The sequence below is a fragment of the Streptomyces virginiae genome (genome assembly GCF_000720455.1).
GTDB lineage: Bacteria > Actinomycetota > Actinomycetes > Streptomycetales > Streptomycetaceae > Streptomyces > Streptomyces virginiae.
Genome location: NZ_JOAK01000006.1, coordinates 343,076 through 358,322 on the forward strand (window position 1 = coordinate 343,076; position 15,247 = coordinate 358,322).

16 protein-coding genes are annotated in these 15,247 nt (G+C 74.6%); 4 read left to right on the forward strand and 12 right to left on the reverse strand.

Annotated elements, in window-relative coordinates; translation table 11 throughout:
• Positions 1-22 precede the first annotated feature (22 nt).
• Positions 23-310, forward strand: coding sequence for a chaplin (locus tag IG86_RS0113620; protein WP_030030914.1), 288 nt, complete (start codon positions 23-25; stop codon positions 308-310).
• Positions 311-420: 110 nt separating this feature from the next.
• Here IG86_RS0113620 and IG86_RS0113625 read toward each other — a convergent pair whose 3' ends face one another.
• From IG86_RS0113625 to IG86_RS0113655, 7 genes are read right to left on the reverse strand one after another with little or no spacing between them, the layout of a single operon-like run.
• A complete protein-coding gene (locus tag IG86_RS0113625) occupies positions 421-1,284 on the reverse strand; it encodes a tyrosinase family protein (RefSeq protein ID WP_030896969.1) in 864 nt (287 codons plus the stop codon).
• A gap of 30 nt (positions 1,285-1,314) precedes the next feature.
• A complete protein-coding gene (locus IG86_RS0113630; protein ID WP_030820234.1) occupies positions 1,315-1,677 on the reverse strand; it encodes a tyrosinase family oxidase copper chaperone in 363 nt (120 codons plus the stop codon).
• A gap of 59 nt (positions 1,678-1,736) precedes the next feature.
• Entirely contained in the window at positions 1,737-2,276 is a 540-nt protein-coding gene (locus tag IG86_RS0113635) for a GNAT family N-acetyltransferase (RefSeq protein WP_030896972.1), read from the reverse strand.
• Positions 2,277-2,292: 16 nt separating this feature from the next.
• Positions 2,293-3,384, reverse strand: coding sequence for an alpha/beta fold hydrolase (locus IG86_RS0113640; protein WP_051785150.1), 1,092 nt, complete (start codon positions 3,382-3,384; stop codon positions 2,293-2,295).
• A gap of 35 nt (positions 3,385-3,419) precedes the next feature.
• Positions 3,420-4,544: an acyl-CoA dehydrogenase family protein gene (locus IG86_RS0113645; RefSeq protein ID WP_030820246.1), complete on the reverse strand. Its 1,125-nt coding sequence runs from the start codon at positions 4,542-4,544 to the stop codon at positions 3,420-3,422.
• Positions 4,541-5,764 carry an acyl-CoA dehydrogenase family protein gene (locus tag IG86_RS0113650; protein ID WP_045937164.1) on the reverse strand — a complete coding sequence of 408 codons (1,224 nt, stop codon included), beginning with the start codon at positions 5,762-5,764 and terminating at the stop codon, positions 4,541-4,543. The genes IG86_RS0113645 and IG86_RS0113650 overlap by 4 nt, the downstream gene beginning before the upstream one ends.
• Positions 5,761-6,735, reverse strand: a complete 975-nt coding sequence (locus tag IG86_RS0113655; RefSeq protein ID WP_030896975.1) for an NADPH:quinone oxidoreductase family protein — start codon at positions 6,733-6,735, stop codon at positions 5,761-5,763. The genes IG86_RS0113650 and IG86_RS0113655 overlap by 4 nt, the downstream gene beginning before the upstream one ends.
• 213 nt (positions 6,736-6,948) lie before the next feature.
• Between IG86_RS0113655 and IG86_RS0113660 the strand changes: the two genes are divergently transcribed.
• Positions 6,949-8,064, forward strand: coding sequence for a hypothetical protein (locus tag IG86_RS0113660; protein WP_157854821.1), 1,116 nt, complete (start codon positions 6,949-6,951; stop codon positions 8,062-8,064).
• A gap of 85 nt (positions 8,065-8,149) precedes the next feature.
• Positions 8,150-9,091, forward strand: a complete 942-nt coding sequence (locus tag IG86_RS0113665; protein ID WP_045937165.1) for an SDR family oxidoreductase — start codon at positions 8,150-8,152, stop codon at positions 9,089-9,091.
• Positions 9,092-9,100: 9 nt separating this feature from the next.
• Here the strand turns inward: IG86_RS0113665 and IG86_RS0113670 are convergent, their stop codons facing one another.
• Positions 9,101-9,934, reverse strand: a complete 834-nt coding sequence (locus tag IG86_RS0113670; RefSeq protein WP_030820256.1) for an enoyl-CoA hydratase/isomerase family protein — start codon at positions 9,932-9,934, stop codon at positions 9,101-9,103.
• Between the two features lie 66 nt (positions 9,935-10,000).
• Positions 10,001-10,765: a PIG-L deacetylase family protein gene (locus tag IG86_RS0113675; RefSeq protein WP_030820258.1), complete on the reverse strand. Its 765-nt coding sequence runs from the start codon at positions 10,763-10,765 to the stop codon at positions 10,001-10,003.
• Positions 10,766-10,783: 18 nt separating this feature from the next.
• On the opposite strand from IG86_RS0113675, the gene IG86_RS0113680 reads away from it, so the two are divergent.
• Positions 10,784-11,575 (forward strand): MBL fold metallo-hydrolase, encoded by a 792-nt coding sequence (locus tag IG86_RS0113680; protein WP_030896977.1) that lies wholly within the window; start codon positions 10,784-10,786, stop codon positions 11,573-11,575.
• 10 nt (positions 11,576-11,585) lie between these two features.
• Here the strand turns inward: IG86_RS0113680 and IG86_RS0113685 are convergent, their stop codons facing one another.
• From IG86_RS0113685 to IG86_RS0113695, 3 genes are all read right to left on the reverse strand, one after another.
• Positions 11,586-12,896, reverse strand: coding sequence for an alpha/beta fold hydrolase (locus tag IG86_RS0113685; protein ID WP_030820262.1), 1,311 nt, complete (start codon positions 12,894-12,896; stop codon positions 11,586-11,588).
• Positions 12,897-13,106: 210 nt separating this feature from the next.
• Entirely contained in the window at positions 13,107-14,192 is a 1,086-nt protein-coding gene (locus tag IG86_RS0113690) for an S-(hydroxymethyl)mycothiol dehydrogenase (protein ID WP_030820264.1), read from the reverse strand.
• Between the two features lie 73 nt (positions 14,193-14,265).
• On the reverse strand, positions 14,266-15,231 hold the full coding sequence (locus tag IG86_RS0113695; RefSeq protein WP_030896980.1) for a LysR family transcriptional regulator: 966 nt from the start codon (positions 15,229-15,231) through the stop codon (positions 14,266-14,268).
• Positions 15,232-15,247 lie beyond the last annotated feature (16 nt).

Genomic DNA, 15,247 nt, shown 5'->3' on the forward strand with positions numbered 1-15,247 from the left:
CACATCTCAGGAGGAGATCTTGATGTCGCGTATCGCGAAGGCATTCGCCATCACCGCTGTCACCGGTAGCGCCGTGGTCGCCGGTGCGGGCCTGGCTGTCGCCGATGCCGGAGCGCACGGTGCGGCGGTCGGCTCCCCCGGTGTCCTGTCGGGCAACCTGGTCCAGGTTCCGGTGCACGTCCCGGTCAACGTCTGCGGCAACACCGTGAACGTGATCGCCCTGCTGAACCCGGCGTTCGGCAACACCTGCGTCAACGCCTCGGGCGGCGGCGCCGACCACCACACCGAGGGTGGCGACTACGGTCACTGATCGTCTGATCGACCGGAGGGCCCCCGCCGCTCGGCGGGGGCCCTTCCCCTGTGCCCGGTGTCCCGGCCCGGTCCGGGTGCACCGGGTCCTTCGTATCCGGGTGCACCGGGTCATTCGTAGCGGTACAGGCCCTGGTGGCCGAGGGCCTCGCGGGGCGTGACGTTCCACGGCGGCATCGGCTCGTCGAGGGCGATCACCCGGCCGCGCTGGAGGTCGCCGAGGGCCAGAGGGGCCGCGGGCAGGTAGCCGGAGCGGGGGTGCCGCTGCTGCCAGCGGTCCCAGATCAGGTCCACGAAGGCGTGGTGCAGCCAGAACGCCGGGTCGTTGGGCGCCGTACCGCCCGTCATGTGGCCACCGATCCACTGGTGGACCTTGTTGTGGTTGCGCCAGCGCTCGCTCCTGGGGGCCGCCCAGCCCTCCAGCTTGTTGCGGAAGCCGCCGGCCGTGGCCGTGGAGTCCCAGGGCGAGACGTCGTAGACCGGGTCGTCGATCGCCCACTGCAGTTCGGCCGGGGTCGGCAGGGTGATCGGGTTCTGCGGCCTGCCCAGGTTGCGGGTGAGGAACGCGGACTCCGTGATGCCCACGGTGACCGTCCAGTTGCCCTTGTCGTAGGCGAACGGCCCGGTCATCACCTTGCGGTCGGACGCGCGGCCGGTGCCCCCGAGGAAGTCGTCCGCCCAGAGCGAGGAGACCGGGCTGGTGTCGGTGGTCCAGTCCCAGTACGGGACGGACACGTTCGGGTCGATCTGTCGCAACTGCTTCTCGAACTCCAGCAGGTAGAGCCGGTGCCACGGGAAGAAGGACGGGGACATGTGCCCGACGCGCAGCTTGCGGTCGCGGTCGGGCACAAAGTACTTGTCGTGGGTGCGCACCAGGGCGTCGTAGGCGCCGCTGCGCTTCAGCTCCAGGACCGCCGCGGTGAACCGCTTCTTCTGGGCGCTGGTGAGGTTCTTCTGGTTCTGCCGGACGTGCAAAGCGGGGGTCCTCCCGTTCCCTTGGGTCTGTCAGCCGTGGTGGGGGGCGGCGAACGCCAGCTGGGTGGTGCCCAGTTCGTCGACCGCGGCCCGGGCCAGTTCCAGTGGGGTGGGATAGGACTGGAAGTGGTTGATCCCGCTCAGGTAGCTGCCGTCGGCGCGGCGCATGACGTGCAGGGGGCGGCCGTCGATGCGGACCCCGGCGACGTCCACGGCGATGTGCCGGCCGCGGTACGTCTCCTCGGCGAGCGGTGCCGGGGTGAGGGTCTGCCGGGGCCGGCGTGCGCGCAGTACGGGGGCCAGGGCCGCGCCCGTACCGGCGAGCACGGCCGCGGTGAACGCCGTGCGCAGGAGGGCGCGTCGGGTCAGGGGTGCGGCGGCGGTTGCGGACATGCGGTCTCCCTCGCTCGGTGGCCGGCGGCTACGGGTCTAACGCCGCGCGGCGGGCGAGGTCACCCGTGGGCGCCGTGCAGCTGCTTGTAGAAGAGGGTGGTCGGGTGCAGCCGGCCCTCCGGGTCGGTGGCGTAGTCGGGAATGGTGCCGGCCTCCGTCCAGCCCGCCGAGCGGTAGGCGTGCTCGGCGCCGCTGCCGGTCTCGGTGTCCAGGAACAGCAGCAGAACCCCGGCGCGGGCGGCCTCGGTCTCGGCGTGCGCGAGGAGGGCGTGGGCGGTGCCCCGGCCCCGGGCGGCCGGGTGGACCATGAGCTTGCGCAGCTCGGCGCGGTGGCGGCCGTTGGGCTTGGACTCCCGGTACCAGCTGACGGTGCCGTCGATGGGGCCGTCGGGGCCGCTGCGGGAGACCCACAGGGCGAGGGATCCGTCCTCGACGGCGGGCAGCAGGGAGTCCCACCAGGCCGCGGCGGCGCTGTGGTCGAGGCCCGCGAGGAAGCCGAGCGAGGCGCCGTCCAGGACCACGGCGTGCAGGAGGGCGGCGAGTTCGTCGCGGTGGGTGCGCAGTCCGGCGGCGGACAGGGCGGTGATCACGGCGGTCATGCGGCGAGCATAGGGATCAGCCGGGAACGTCCCGCGGGCGGGTCGGGCGCAGGTGCGGATCGCGGCCGTCCGCAGGCGGAGCGTGGGCGCGACGCCCCGGGCCCTGCTGTCCGTCGCGTACCCGGTCGACCACCTCGCGCACGGCGTTCGTCACCGTGCGGGGCTGTTCGACGGCGATGCCGTGTCCGCTGTCGGTGTCGCTGACGTGCCGGGCGCGCAGTTCGGCGGCGAGGCGGTTCTGGGCGGCCGTCCAGGCCGGCCAGGTCGAACCGCTGTCGCCCACCCGGAGGTCCCACGGCTCGTCGGAGCTGAGCACGACCGCGGGCAGGGGGCGGGCGAGCGGGGGCGCGGCGCGGATCTGGGCGACGCTCGTCGTGTAGTCGGGTACTTCGAGGCCCTCGGGGCCCCGCATCGCGTCGACCTTGCGCGTCCAGTCGGACCACTGGGCCGGTGTCAGCGTGTCGCGCAGGTGGGTCGAGGCGCCGTCGACGGTGACCAGGCCGGCTACCCGGGGATCGCCGGCGCGTGCGGCCAGGGCGGTGATCATCGCGCCCCATGAGGCGCCGACCAGCACGTAGGGGCCGTGCTCCCCGGCTGCGGCGAGCACGGCCCGCAGATCGGCGACCCCGTCGGCCGCGGTGGTGGGCTGGGGCACCGCGGTCGAGGGGCTCCGCGTGTCGTCGAAGCGCGTGGTGCCGGGACGGTCGTAGGCGCACACCCTCGTGAAGGAGGCGACCGCCGGGAGCACCGCGGAGGCGCTCGGCACCGGGGCTGCCCCGGGGTGCGCCGGGTCGGCCGCGTGGGTCCATTCGTCCGCGGCGCCGCGCGCCCCGGACACGAGGACCACCGTCGGTGTGCCGGTCCCCCGGCACTCGACATGGATGCGGCGGCCTCCGGGAAGGGGGACCGTGCCCTCGAAGTCCCCCCGGGGGCCGCGGTCGGCGGGCGGGTCCGTGGCGTCCCGGGCCACGGTCCGGGCCGCTGCCGGACCGGCCGGGGCGAGGGCCGCGGGAGCCGAGAGGGCCACCGCGGCCGCGACGGCCGCGGTGAGCCGACCGGGACGGCGCGCCGCGGCCCGCGACGGCGGGGCCCCGCGTCGTGCGGGCATGGATCCAGTCTGGCAAGGGCCCCCCGGAGCCGCAGCTACGGCGCCGGGAGTTCCGCGAAGTCGGCGACCAGGCCGCGGTGGTGGCCCGCCGTGCCGAGGGCGAGGGAGTCGGCCTTGGCCCGCTTGAGGTAGAGGTGGGCGGGGTGCTCCCACGTCATGCCGATGCCTCCGTGGAGCTGGACGCATTCCTCGGCGGCGCGGACGGCGACCCCCGAGCAGTAGGCCTGGGCGACGGCGACCGTGAGGGGCGCGTCGGGGGCTCCGGTGGCGAGGGCGTCGGCCGCGGCCCTGGCCGCCGCCCGGGCGGAGGCCACGTCGAGCCAGAGCCTCGCCAGGCGGTGCTTGAGGGCCTGGAAGGAGCCGACGGGCCGGTTGAACTGGTAGCGGCCCTTGACGTGTCCGACGGTCTCGGTCAGGCACCACTCGGCGAGCCCGGCCTGCTCGGACGCGAGCAGGCCCGCCGCGCAGAGCAGGGCTCCGGCGACGGCGGCCCGGGCCGTGGCGGGGTCGGCGAGGCGGGTGCCGGGGGCCGCCTCCAGGGTGACGGTGGCGAGCGGGCGGGTCAGGTCCAGCGGAACCAGCGGGGTCACGGCGGCGTCCGCGGCCCGGACCGCGTACAGCCCGGTGTCGGCCAGGACGAGCAGGACGTCGGCGGCCACCGCGTCCGCCACGGCGTTGACCGTGCCGGTGAGGGTCCCTGCGCCGGAGTCCCGTACGGGGGCGGGCAGGGGGGCGCCGGGGGCGAGGGTCAGCGGAACGGCCGGGGCGCACACCGTGCGTCCCGAGGCCAGCTCCGCCAGCAGCGGGGCGGCTTCGGCGGTGTCGCAGCCGAGCAGGATCTCCGTGGCGAGCACGGCGCTGGTGAGGTAGGGGACGGGAGCCACGGCCCGGCCCAGCTCCTCCAGCACCACGGCCGCCTCCCGGTGCCCGGCGCCCTGCCCGCCGAGCTTCTCGGGTACGAGGAGCCCCGCCGTGCCGATCTCGGCGGCGAGGGTGTGCCACAGGGCGGGGTCGTGCGGCCGGCCCGTCTCGGCGCGGGCGAGGACCGCCCCGGCGTCGCAGCGGGCGGCGAGGAGCGAGCGTACGGCGGCGCGCAGCTCCTCCTCGGCCTCGGAGTAGAGCAGGTCGGCCGGCGCCGTCGGCGCTGTCGGTGCCGTCATCGGGACAGGTCCTTCCATGCGAGGTCCTTGTCGTCGCGCGGCTCGGGGGGCAGGCCGAGGACGCGTTCGGCGACGATGTTGAGGAGGATTTCGCTCGTGCCGCCCTCGATGCTGTTGCCCTTGGCGCGCAGGTAGCGGTAGCCGGCGTCGCGGCCGGTGAAGTCGACCAGTTCGGGACGGCGCATGGTCCAGTCCTCGTACAGGAGGCCCTCCTCGCCGAGGAGTTCGACCTCCAGGCCGCTGATCTCCTGGTTGAGGCGGGCGAAGGTCAGCTTCATGCCCGAGCCCTCGGGGCCGGGCTGGCCTGCGGCGAGCTGCTGGCGCAGCCGCTCCCCGGTGAGCCGGGCGACCTCGGCCTCGACCCACAGTTCCAGCAGCCGCTGGTGCAGGGCGTGGGTGCGCAGTCCGGGGCGTTCGCGCCAGGCCGCTGCGACGGGTGCGATCATGCCGCCCTCGCGCGGGATGCGCATGCCGCCGATGGAGACGCGTTCGTTCATCAGGGTGGTGCGGGCGACCGCCCAGCCCTCGCCGACGGCGCCGAGGCGGTGGGCGTCGGGGATGCGCACGCCGGTGAGGAAGACCTCGTTGAACTCGGCCTCGCCGGTGATCTGACGCAGCGGCCGGACCTCGACGCCGGGGTCGTGCATGTCGCAGAGGAAGTAGGTGATGCCCTGGTGCTTGGGCAGTGCCGGGTCGGTGCGGGCGACGAGGATGCCCCAGCGGGCGTTGTGGGCGCTGGAGGTCCAGACCTTCTGGCCGTCGACGACCCACTCGCCGGCGCCCTCGTCGAGGACGGCGCGGGTGGCGAGCGCCGCGAGGTCGGATCCGGCGCCGGGCTCGCTGAAGAGCTGGCACCAGACCTCCTCGCCCACCCAGAGGGGGCGCAGGAAGCGCTGCTTCTGCTCCTCGGTGCCGTACGCGAGGATCGTGGGCGCGGCCATGCCGAGGCCGATGCCGATCCGGCGCGGGTCGTTGTCGGGGGCGCCGGCGGCCTGCAGTTCGGCGTCGACGACGGCCTGGAGGGAACGGGGCGCGCCGAGTCCGCCGAGGCCCTCGGGGTAGTGCACCCAGGCGAGTCCGGCGTCGAAGCGGGCGCGGAGGAACGCGGTGCGGTCGGTGCCGGCGGGCGGCTGCGCGGCGAGCAGCTCCCGGGTGCGGGCGCGCACCGTCTCGGCGGTGATCGGCGTGCTGGGGCCGGTGGGGGTGGCGCCGGTGGTCATCGGGCGGCTCCGTCCAGGCCCGGCAGGACCACGAGGCGGCCGGTGGTGGTCCCGTCGGCGAGGCGCTGCACGGCGTCGGCGGCGTCCGCGAGCGGGACGCGTTCACTGACCAGCGGTTTGACGGCGCCCTCGGCGGCGAGCCGGGTGAGTTCGGTGTGGCAGGCGAGGATGGCGGCGGGGTCCTTGGCGGCGTACAGGCCCCAGTGCAGGCCGAGCACGGAGTAGTTCTTCACGAGGGCGTGGTTGAGGGCGGGGGCGGGGACGGTGCCGCTCGCGAAGCCGACGACGACGATCCGGCCCTCGAAGGAGACGCATTTGGCCGACGCGGTGTAGGCGTCGCCGCCGACCGGGTCGTAGACGACGTCGGCGCCGCGTCCGGCGGTGAACTCCTTGACGCGGGCGGCGATATCCTCCGCCGTACGGTCGATCACCAGGTCGCAGCCGAGTTCCTCGGCGGTACGGGCCTTGTCCTTGCCTCCGACGACTCCGATGACGGTGGCCCCGGCGGCCTTGCCCAGCTGGACGGCGGCGCTGCCGACGCCGCCGGCGGCGGCGTGCACGAGGAGGGTCTCGCCGGCCCGGAGGCCGGCGCGGCGGTGCAGGCCGAACCAGCCGGTCTGGTAGCCGATGTGGAGGGCGGCCGCCTCGGCGTCGTCGAGGGTGTCCGGGGCCGGGAGCATGGCGCGTGCCGGTGCGGTGACGTACTCGGCGAACCCGCCGTGCGGCAGGCTCGGGTTGGCGATGACGCGGCGGCCGTCCTCGGTCTCGCCGCAGATCTCGACGCCGGGGGTGAAGGGCAGCGGCGGTGTGATCTGGTACTGCCCGCGGACGAGCAGCGCGTCGGGGAAGTTGACGTTGGCGGCGAGCACCCTGAGTTTCACCTCGCCCTCGCCGGGGACCGGTTCGGGAACCTCTTCGAGGCGCATGGCCTCGCGGGGCTCGCCGGGGGTATGTACTCGCCATGCCTGCATCCGGGGCCTCCAGCCGCCGTCGAGGAATCACGCTCCGGGCGCATACTAAGCGGTCGCTTGCCCTTCTGTGAATCGCCGGGAGGGGTGGACCGTCGGCCGGCCCGAAGCAACACGCGTCATTTCAGGTCACATCAGCCCCGCCATCAGGCAATATGTGGCGTGCACGTGTCATGACTCAACGGGGAACTGCACCTGTCCAGGGGGGACCACCACATGAGAAGAAGCATGTCCGCGGCCGGAGCCGCCGTCGTTCTGGCCGGCCTCGTCACCGCGGCCGGGCCGGCCGTGGCGGCCGACGCGAAGTGTGCGCCGAAGATCCAGGTGCTCGGCTCGATCGGGGACGAGTCGTACGTGCGTGACATGGGGCGCAGCCAGGGCGTCCACGACTTCGGCGCGGGCGACCTCGCCGTCGGCGTCTCGGGCTACAAGCCCGTCTACTGGACCGGCACCACGGTGCACCAGGTGCCGCTGACCGACCCGAACGTTTCGGGCCGGGTGATCGCCGTCAACGCGCACGGCCTGATGGTGGGCGTCCTCCACGGCTTCGACGTCCACACCCTGTTCACCTACCACGCGGGCGCCGCGGCGATCACCCCGCTGCCGGACAGCTACGCCTACGACGACGAGGCCGACGTCAACGACGCCGGGTACGTGGTGGCCCGCTCGGACAGCGGACCCGGTGCCGTCTGGAAGGACGGCCAGAAGGTGCGCGAACTGCCCGTCCCCGCCGACGCCGGCCCGGGCACCCGGATCACGATGGTCACCGGGATCAACAACCACGGCGACATCCTCGGCATGGCCACGCAGGACTACGAGGTCCCCGAGACCGGCGCGCACCTGGAGGGCACCCACCCGGTGCTGTGGCCCGGGGACGGCAGCGCCGCCCGGCTGCTGGCTCCCACGATGAACGAGAGCTACGTCCAGGACCTCGACGAGAGCGGCCGGATCGTCGGCTACGACTGGTCCGGGCCGTGGCACGAGTACCGGACGTGGGTCTGGGAGCCGCCGATCGGCGGCCCCGGTACCTCTCCCGGGGGCCTGAGCTCGCACCCGTACGCCACCTTCGAGGCGATCAGCCCGAACACGAACGTCACCGTCGGCACGGCCAAGTTCCACCCGGACGAGATGACCCTGCCCGACCAGGCGCTGCTGCGGGCCGGCTCCGGCCCGGTCAAGGCCCTGCCGCGGCTGGCCGCGGGCGGGGCGAGCATGGCCGACGCGGTGTCGGACAGCGACCGCGTGGGCGGAGCCGCCGTGAACGCGAAGGGCAAGCTCAAGCCGGTGATCTGGACCTGCGCGACCAAGCAGGCGTACAACCCGGGCAGCTAGGGCGCGTCTTCGCGGTGTCCTGGCCCTCAAGGCCGGGGCGTCCGCGCCATGGTGATCTGAGCGCCCACACGCTATCGATGGGCGCATGGAGAACCCTCAGCACGGCCTGCCCGCGCCTCCGCCCCTCGGCGCCGCCGCCCTGCCCTCCGGTACGTACGCCGGGCAGGTGGTCCTCGTGACCGGCGGCGGCACCGGGCTGGGCAAGGCCGTGGCCACCGAGTTCGCCCGGCTCGGCGCCGACCTGCTGATCGCGGGCCGGCGCCTCGGGCAGCTCCAGGCGGCGCGGGACGAGCTGGCGGCCGTACCGGGCGCGGGCCGGGTGAGCGCCGCCGTCTGCGACATCCGGGACCCGGAGCGGGTCGCGGAGGTCTTCGACGCGGCGCAGGCGGCGCTCGGGCTGCCGGACGTACTGGTCAACAACGCGGCCGCCAACTTCCCGTCCCCGGCGGAGGACCTCTCCCCCAACGCCTGGCGGGCGGTCGTCGACATCACCCTGACCGGCACGTGGTTCATGACCCGCGAGTTCGGCCGCCGCCACCTCGCGGCGGGCACCCCCGGGTCGATCGTCAACATCGGCGCCTCGTACGCCTGGACGGGCGGGCCGGGTTTCGCACACAGCGCCGCCGCCAAGGCCGGGGTCAAGAACCTCGTGGAGACCCTCGCCGTGGAGTGGGGGCCGTACGGCATCCAGGTCAACGGGCTCGTCCCGGGCCTGTTCCCGCACGCCGACATGACCGCGGACGTCCGGGGCGGCCTCGAACACGCAGCGCCCGGCGCCAAGGACGCCCGGCAGCCGGCGCTGCGGGTCGGGGTGCCGCGTGAACTGGGCTGGGCCGCGACCTTCCTGGCCTCGCCGTACGCCCGGTTCGTCACCGGCCACACCCTGGTCGTCGACGGCGCCAACTGGCAGCGCCGGACGGTGGTCAGCCCGGAGGTGGTCCCGGTACGTGAGCAGCTGGGGCGCGGTCCCTTCACCGCCCGCCCGGGCGGACCCCGCCCGTCGGCTCCGCCTCCGGGCCGGGGATAGCGCGGAGGGTCAGCCCCCCGTGAAGCGGGGCGGGCGGCGCTCCGCCTTGGCGGTGTAGCCCTCGCGGGCGTCGTCCGAGGCCAGCGTGAGGGCCGCGGCCATCGCCACCCGGTCGAGGGCCGCGGGCAGGGCTGCGTCGGCGTAGGCGTCGACCGCCCGCTTGATGCCCTGGACCGCGAGGGGCGCGTTGGCCGCGATCTCCGCGGCCAGGGCGCGGGAGGCGGCCTCCAAGTCCTCGTTCTCGACGACGACTTGGACCAGGCCCAGACGCTCGGCGGTCGCCACGTCGATCCGGCGGCCGGTCAGGGCCAGGAACTTCGCCCAGCCCGCGCCCGCCTCGCGGGCGATGCGCAGGTCGCCGCCCGCGTCCACCGCCACGCCCAGCCGGGCCTCCGGCAGGGCGAAGACGGCGTCCCGCGCCGCCACCCGGACGTCGGCCATCAGCGCCAACTCGAAACCGAAGCCCAGGCAGTAGCCCTGGACGGCGGCCACGACGGGCTGCGGGAGCCGGGCGAGGACCGTGAAGCGCTCGTGGACCCAGCGGATGCCCTCGTAGTAGTTGCGGGTGCGTTCGGCGGTCGTTGCGCCCTCGATGCCACCGCCCGGGGCGGTCACGTCGATGCCGGCGCAGAAGGCCCGGCCCTCGGCCCGCAGCAGCACGGCGCGCACCGAGGGGTCGAAGCGGATCCGGTCGGCGAGCAGACCCAGCTGGCGGCTGGACTCCCAGCTCCAGCCGTTGAGCTTGTCGGGGCGGCAGAGGGTGAGGACGGCCACGCCCTCCGCGACCTCGAGGCGGATCCGCTCCTCGCCCTCCGCGATCTCCGTGGAGATGGTGTCGATCACCTTGTCCGCACCCCCGGCTCGACAGCTCCCATTTCCTGACGGACCGTCAGACTAGGGGTGGAGAGGTCAGCGGGGGAAGACCTCGAACGCGACCGCCGGGCGTCCCTCGTACCGCGCCGCCACCCGTTCGGCGTTGCCGGTGAGGAAGGTACGGACGTACTCCTCCGGGTCCTGGTCCGTCAGCGCCGCGATGTAGGCCTTGTGCTCCAGCAGGGACAGGATCGAACGCTCCAGGCCGGGGCCCGCGTCGGCGGCGTGCGTGGGCGTGGTGGTACCGGCGACCGCGACCCAGCGGACCCCGTCCCACGGCTCCAGGCCCTGCTCGGAGATGAGTTCGGGGAAGATCCAGCGGTTGCCGGCGTCGGCGGCCGCGTCCAGGGTGGCCCGGCCGACGGCCTTGTGGTCGGGGGTGTTCCAGTAACCGCCGCCCTGCTCCCCGCCCCACGTGTCGCGATGGTTGAGGGTGATGACCAGCTCGGGGCGGTGCCGGCGGATGGCGGCCGCGATGTCCCGGCGCAGGCCGAGACCGTACTCGACGATGCCGTCGCGGTGGTCGAGGAACTCCACCGCGGACACCCCGACCACGGCTGCGCTCGCACGCTGTTCGGCCTCGCGCAGCGGGGCGCACTCGGCGGGGGCGACGGAGTCGATGCCCGCCTCGCCACGGGTGGCCAGGAGGTAGACGACCTCGCGGCCGCCGTCCGTCCAGTCCGCGATGGCGGCCGCGCACCCGTATTCCAGGTCGTCCGGGTGGGCCACGACGGCGAGGGCGCGCTGCCAGTCGGTGGGCATGGGTTCCAAGGGGGCCTGCAGATCACGTTGTTCGGTCATGCGTCGCACAATAGGTGAATGGACCGACACGGGCTGGTAGTGGCCCTCCTGGACGCCACGGGAACCTTCTTCGAGCCCGCCGGGGTGGCCTTCCCCGGCGCGGACGGGGCCGACTGGGCGCGCGCCGCGCTGCTGGATCCGGGCGCGGCCGGTCCCGGCGGTTCCTGGCGGCTGGACTTCCGGTGCTTCGCCGTCGCGCGGCCGGGCGGCCGGTGGGTGCTGGTGGACGCGGGGGTCGGACCGGCGGACGGGCCCGCCGCCGGCTGGGCGCCGGTGCCCGGACGGCTGCCGGCCGCCCTCGCGGAGGCAGGTATCGCACCGGCGGACGTGGAGACGGTGGTGCTGACCCATCTGCACGAGGACCACGCGGGCTGGACCTCGGGGCCCGGCGGTGAACCCTTCTTCCCCGCCGCGCGCCATGTCGTCCAGCGGGCGGAGGTGGCCGCCCTCGACCGGGCCGACCCGGTGTGGGAGTGGACGGTGGCCCCGCTGCGGGCCACCGGACAGCTCCACGAGGTGGACGGCACGCACCGGCTGGGGACGGGGATCACCCTGCTGCCGACGCCGGGTCACACACCCGGCCACCAGTCGGTGCTGGTGGAGCAGGGCCCGGCCGGCCGCGACGTACTGATCACCGGCGACGTCCTGGTGCACGCCGTGCAGCTGGCCGATCCGGCGGTCCCGTACTCGCACGAACGCGACCGGCCCGCCGCCCGCGCCTCCCGCGAGCGCCTGCTGGCGCAGGCGGCGCGACGCGGCGCCCTCCTGGCCACGGCCCACCTCACCCGCCCCTTCGTGGACCCCTGCTGAGCCCTTCCGCTCAGGCGTCGTCGTGCACGAGGGCCAGCAGGCGGTCCAGGACGCGGGGGCCGCCCGCGCGGAGGCCGTCGTGTTCGAACTCGTCCGTCACCCAGGTGCGCAGGCCTCGGACGGCGCGGGCCGTGCGCAGGGAGTCCGCCGTGTCCACGTACATGTCGTCGTGGTAGACCGCCGCGGCCACCGGCACCTCGTTGGCCGCCAGCCGCTCCGGGTCGTAGAGGGGCTGCCAGCCCGTACGGGCGGCCAGCAGGTCGGCGGTCTCGCGCAGCGGGGCGAGGGCCGGGTCTGTGGTGAAGTGCCAGGGGTGGATGGTCTCGCCGGTGAAGAGCAGGGGCTCGTCGCCGGCGAGGGCCTTGCGGGCGTCGAAGCGGGGGTGGTCCGCCCGGACGCGTTCGGCGGCCCAAGCCGTGGGGGCGGCCGGGTCCTGGGCGTAGATCGCCTCGTGGACCAGCGCGTAGAGGGGGTGTCCGGCGAAGGAGAGGAGGGCGCGGGCGCCTTCCAGGAAGGCGTCGGAGAGCGCCGGTCCCGCGGGGGTCGGCACGAAGGCGTCCTCCAGCAGGTAGTGCAGCTGGTGGCTGCCGTCGCCGCCGCCGAGGAGGATGCCGAGGGACTGGAAGGCCTCGACGGTCAGGACGTGGCCGCCGGGGAGTTCGGCCGGCCGCTCCGCGAGGTGGGCGGCGATCCGGCGGGCCCGCTCGGCGTCCATCGGGTAACGGGCGTAGTGGGCCCGGTTCTTGCTCTCGATGCGGGGGAAGGCGGCCCGGTACACCTCGTCCGCGGTGGCGGTCAGCGACGGCAGGCCGCCGGTGATCAGGGCCGCGGTGAGGCCCTCGGGCGCGCTGGAGAGGTAGCGGACCGCGCAGAAGCCGCCGAAGCTCTGGCCGAGCACGGTCCAGGGCGCGCCGCCGGTCAGACCGGGGCGGATGGCCTCGGCGTCACGGACGATGGAGTCGGCGCGGAAGTGGGCGAGGTGGTCCGCCTGCTGGGCGGGGGTGCCGCGCAGGGGCAGCGTCTGCCGGTTCACCGGGGTGGACCGGCCGGTGCCGCGCTGGTCCAGCAGCAGCACCCGGTAGTCCTGCAGGGCCCGCTCCAGCCAGGCCTGCCGGCCGACGAAGCGGCGGGCGCCGAAGCCCGGGCCGCCCTCCAGGTACAGCAGCCAGGGCAGGGACTCCGGGTCCTTGCCGGTGGCGACCACCTCGCGGCCGTACAGCTCGATCCGCTCCCCGTCCGGGCAGGCGTGGTCCAGGGGGACGGAGAACCGGTGGTCGGTGAGGACCGTGCCGGGCTGGCGGTAGCTGTGGACGACGGTCACGGACGGCCCCCAGGGATACGAGGTACGGATTTCCGCGCCCCGGCCGGGTCAGGCGCGGGCGGGCGCGGCGGTCCGCCCGAGTCTATGACCTGTCCGGGGCTCAGGGGCCCCGGGGGCCTTACCGGCCCTCCCGGCCTTCCGCGCGGCGACCGGGGTGGGCCGGAGCGCGCGGAAGGCCGGCGGCCTGACCGCCGGGTCGCCGGGGCTGCGTCAGAACTCGACGACCGAGCGCAGCACCTCGCCGCGTTCCATCCGGGCGAAGGCCTCCTCGACCCCGTCGAGCGGGATGGTCTCGGAGACGAAGGCGTCCAGGTCGAGCCGCCCCTGCAGGTAGAGGTCGATCAGCAGGGGGAAGTCGCGCTCGGGCAGGCAGTCGCCGTACCAGGAGGACTTCAGGGCGCCGCCGCGGCCGAAGACGTCCAGGAGCGGGAGTTCGAGCTTCATCTCCGGGGTCGGCACTCCGACCAGGACCACCGTCCCGGCGAGGTCGCGCGCGTAGAAGGCCTGCTGGTAGGTCTCGGGGCGGCCCACGGCGTCGATGACCACGTCGGCGCCGTTGCCGCCGGTGAGGGCCTGGACGGCCTTGACGACGTCCTCGGTGCGGCCGTTGACGGTGTGCGTGGCGCCGAGGCCGCGCGCCCACTCCAGCTTCCGGTCGTCCAGGTCCACCGCGATGATCCGCGAGGCGCCGGCCAGCCGGGCACCGGCCACGGCGGCGTTGCCCACTCCCCCGCAGCCGATGACGGCGACGGAGTCGCCCCGTCCGACGTTGCCGGTGTTGAGGGCGGCGCCGAGACCGGCCATCACCCCGCAGCCGAGGAGTCCGGCGGCGGCCGGGGAGGCGGCCGGGTCCACCTTGGTGCACTGGCCGGCCGCGACCAGGGTCTTCTCGGCGAAGGAGCCGATGCCGAGGGCCGGGGAGAGCGGGGTGCCGTCCTCCAGGGTCATGGGCTGGGTGGCGTTGTGCGTGGCGAAGCAGTACCAGGGGCGTCCGCGCTTGCAGGCCCGACAGGTGCCGCACACCGCACGCCAGTTGAGGACGACGAAGTCGCCGGGGGCCACGGAGGTGACGTCCGGGCCGACGGACTCCACGATTCCGGCGGCCTCGTGGCCGAGCAGGAAGGGGAATTCGTCGTTGATCCCGCCTTCGCGGTAGTGCAGGTCGGTGTGGCAGACCCCGCAGGCCTGCACCCGGACGAGCGCCTCGCCCGGTCCCGGGTCGGGCACGAGGATCGTCGTCGTCTCCACCGGTGCGCCCTTGCTCCGGGCGATGACCCCTCGTACGCGATGCGTCACGTCGTACCCCGTTCTGATCGGTTCGGTCTGGATCAACGAACGTACACGGACGGCACCCGGTAAGGGAGTTGTGTCACGCTTCGGCGCGCGACCCGGCCAGATCCGGCGGTACGGCGGCGCGAAGTGCCGCGCCGAAGGCAGCCACGGCCGGGTGGGCGGCGGCTCCGCTGCGGAAGGCGAGGTTGGTGCGCCGCTGCATGACCAGTCGGGTGAGGTGCACGCAAGGGTCGGCGGGGCCCGTGACCCCGAGCTGGGGTACGACGGCCACGCCCTGGCCCGCCGCGACCAGCGCGAGCACGGTGGCGAACTCGTCCACCTGGTGGCGCACCCGGGGCGTGAAGCCGGCGGCCTGGCAGGCCCGCACGGTCATGGCGTGGCAGAGGGTGCCGGGGGTGGCGGTGATCCAGGGCGATCCCGCGTGTGCGCGCAGGACCGCGTCCTGGTCGGGCGCGGTCGCCCCGGGCGCCCCGGGCGTGCCAGGCATACCGGGTGTACCGGGTGTTCCCGCGGCGGGCTCGGCCAGGTACATCGCCTCGCCGTACAGGGGTTCGGTGGTCAGTCCCGGCTCGCGCTCGGCGGGTACGAAGTCGTAGGCGTGGACGAGGGCGACGTCGAGGTCCCCGGCCCGCAGGGCGTGGGCGACCGCCGCCGGATCGGTCTCGCAGACCATCGGCTCCAGCCCGGGATGGCGGCGGGCGAGGGCCACCAGGGCGGCCGGGACGATCGCGCGGGAGGCGGTGGGGAAGGCTCCGATGCGCAGGGCTCCCGCGAGGCCGCCGCGGGCTTCGGCGAGGTCGGCGTCGGCCTGTTCCAGCCGCTCCAGGACCGCCTCGGCGTGCCGGACCAGGTTCTGCCCGGCGGGGGTGAGCCGGACCCGCCGTCCGGTGCGTTCCAGCAGGGGCAGGCCGGCCTCCCGCTCCAGCACGCCGAGCTGCTGGGACACCGCCGAAGGGCTGAAGGAGAGCGCCTCGGCGACGGCGGCGATGGTGCCGCGGCGGGCGAGTTCGCGCAGCAGGCGCAGACGTCGTACGTCGAGCATCGGCTCAGCTTACGGG

Excerpts from the sequence above, each read along its gene's own strand:
- IG86_RS0113660 (WP_157854821.1), top strand. The coding sequence starts at position 6,949 with ATGAGAAGAAGCATGTCCGCGGCCGGAGCCGCCGTCGTTCTGGCCGGC.
- IG86_RS0113665 (WP_045937165.1), top strand. The coding sequence starts at position 8,150 with ATGGAGAACCCTCAGCACGGCCTGCCCGCGCCTCCGCCCCTCGGCGCC.
- IG86_RS0113645 (WP_030820246.1), bottom strand. The coding sequence starts at position 4,544 with ATGACGGCACCGACAGCGCCGACGGCGCCGGCCGACCTGCTCTACTCC.
- IG86_RS0113635 (WP_030896972.1), bottom strand. The coding sequence starts at position 2,276 with ATGACCGCCGTGATCACCGCCCTGTCCGCCGCCGGACTGCGCACCCAC.
- IG86_RS0113695 (WP_030896980.1), bottom strand. The coding sequence starts at position 15,231 with ATGCTCGACGTACGACGTCTGCGCCTGCTGCGCGAACTCGCCCGCCGC.
- IG86_RS0113630 (WP_030820234.1), bottom strand. The coding sequence starts at position 1,677 with ATGTCCGCAACCGCCGCCGCACCCCTGACCCGACGCGCCCTCCTGCGC.
- IG86_RS0113680 (WP_030896977.1), top strand. The coding sequence starts at position 10,784 with ATGGACCGACACGGGCTGGTAGTGGCCCTCCTGGACGCCACGGGAACC.
- IG86_RS0113620 (WP_030030914.1), top strand. The coding sequence starts at position 23 with ATGTCGCGTATCGCGAAGGCATTCGCCATCACCGCTGTCACCGGTAGC.
- IG86_RS0113650 (WP_045937164.1), bottom strand. The coding sequence starts at position 5,764 with ATGACCACCGGCGCCACCCCCACCGGCCCCAGCACGCCGATCACCGCC.
- IG86_RS0113655 (WP_030896975.1), bottom strand. The coding sequence starts at position 6,735 with ATGCAGGCATGGCGAGTACATACCCCCGGCGAGCCCCGCGAGGCCATG.
- IG86_RS0113675 (WP_030820258.1), bottom strand. The coding sequence starts at position 10,765 with ATGACCGAACAACGTGATCTGCAGGCCCCCTTGGAACCCATGCCCACC.
- IG86_RS0113640 (WP_051785150.1), bottom strand. The coding sequence starts at position 3,384 with ATGCCCGCACGACGCGGGGCCCCGCCGTCGCGGGCCGCGGCGCGCCGT.